Raw genomic sequence first — 767 nt, 5'->3', positions numbered from 1 at the left:
AACTCAAATGAAATACTTGTTAAGTCAATTTTTGCTGATAAATCGACACCTACTGTGCATTCCAACCCTTTTAATTCGGATAATTCCACCGTTTCCTTGCAATCCTTCCATTTTTGCATATCCATGTAGCCATTTTCTTTCCTATCCACCCATCTATTCATGTTTTTCGTGAGATAATTACGCATTTTCTCAGGTACATCAAGAGCTGATTGAAGTTCTCCTTTTAAAAAAGAACGCCCTTCTTCATAACTACATAGAATTGGATTTGCTTTCTCCCACACTTCTGGATTCGTAATCTCATCATCTTTATCTAACTCATTAACCATGACAAAGTATTCTTCGTTTTCAATATCAATATTAGGGTCCAAAATCTTAGAAACATATTGATATTCCACACGATAGCAAGGATGACTCAAATTGAAACCAGCTGTCGTTATAATCATCATGAGTGGATTCGGACGAGCTCCCGAACCTGACACCAGAACATCATAAATTTCAGAAGTAGGATGTGCATGATATTCATCAATAATTCCGCACTGAACATTCAGTCCATCACCAGATTTCCCAGCATCTTTTGAGAGCGCGGAAATAAAAGAATCCGTTTTAAGGTGTTCAATTTTCCCATACGCAATATTGAACTTTCCTTTTAAATCTTCACATCCATTCATTTGTGCTTTAATTTCATTCCAGACAATTTTACTTTGTTCTGTTTTCGTAGCACCAATGTAGACTTCTGACATATTTTCACCAAATGCCATTGCTTCATA

1 protein-coding gene is annotated in these 767 nt (G+C 36.0%); it reads right to left on the bottom strand.

Features of this window, described 5'->3' with window-relative positions; genetic code table 11:
* A partial coding sequence (locus tag ACQRBL_RS32430; RefSeq protein WP_427736430.1) for a terminase TerL endonuclease subunit occupies positions 1 to 767 on the bottom strand: 767 nt, incomplete at both ends.

Source organism: Bacillus sp. AF62 (assembly GCF_050312695.1).
GTDB classification, from domain to species: Bacteria; Bacillota; Bacilli; order Bacillales; family Bacillaceae_G; genus Bacillus_A; species Bacillus_A cereus.
The sequence above is the reverse complement of the archived record's forward strand: the minus strand, read 5'-3'. Positions and strand labels throughout refer to the sequence as shown.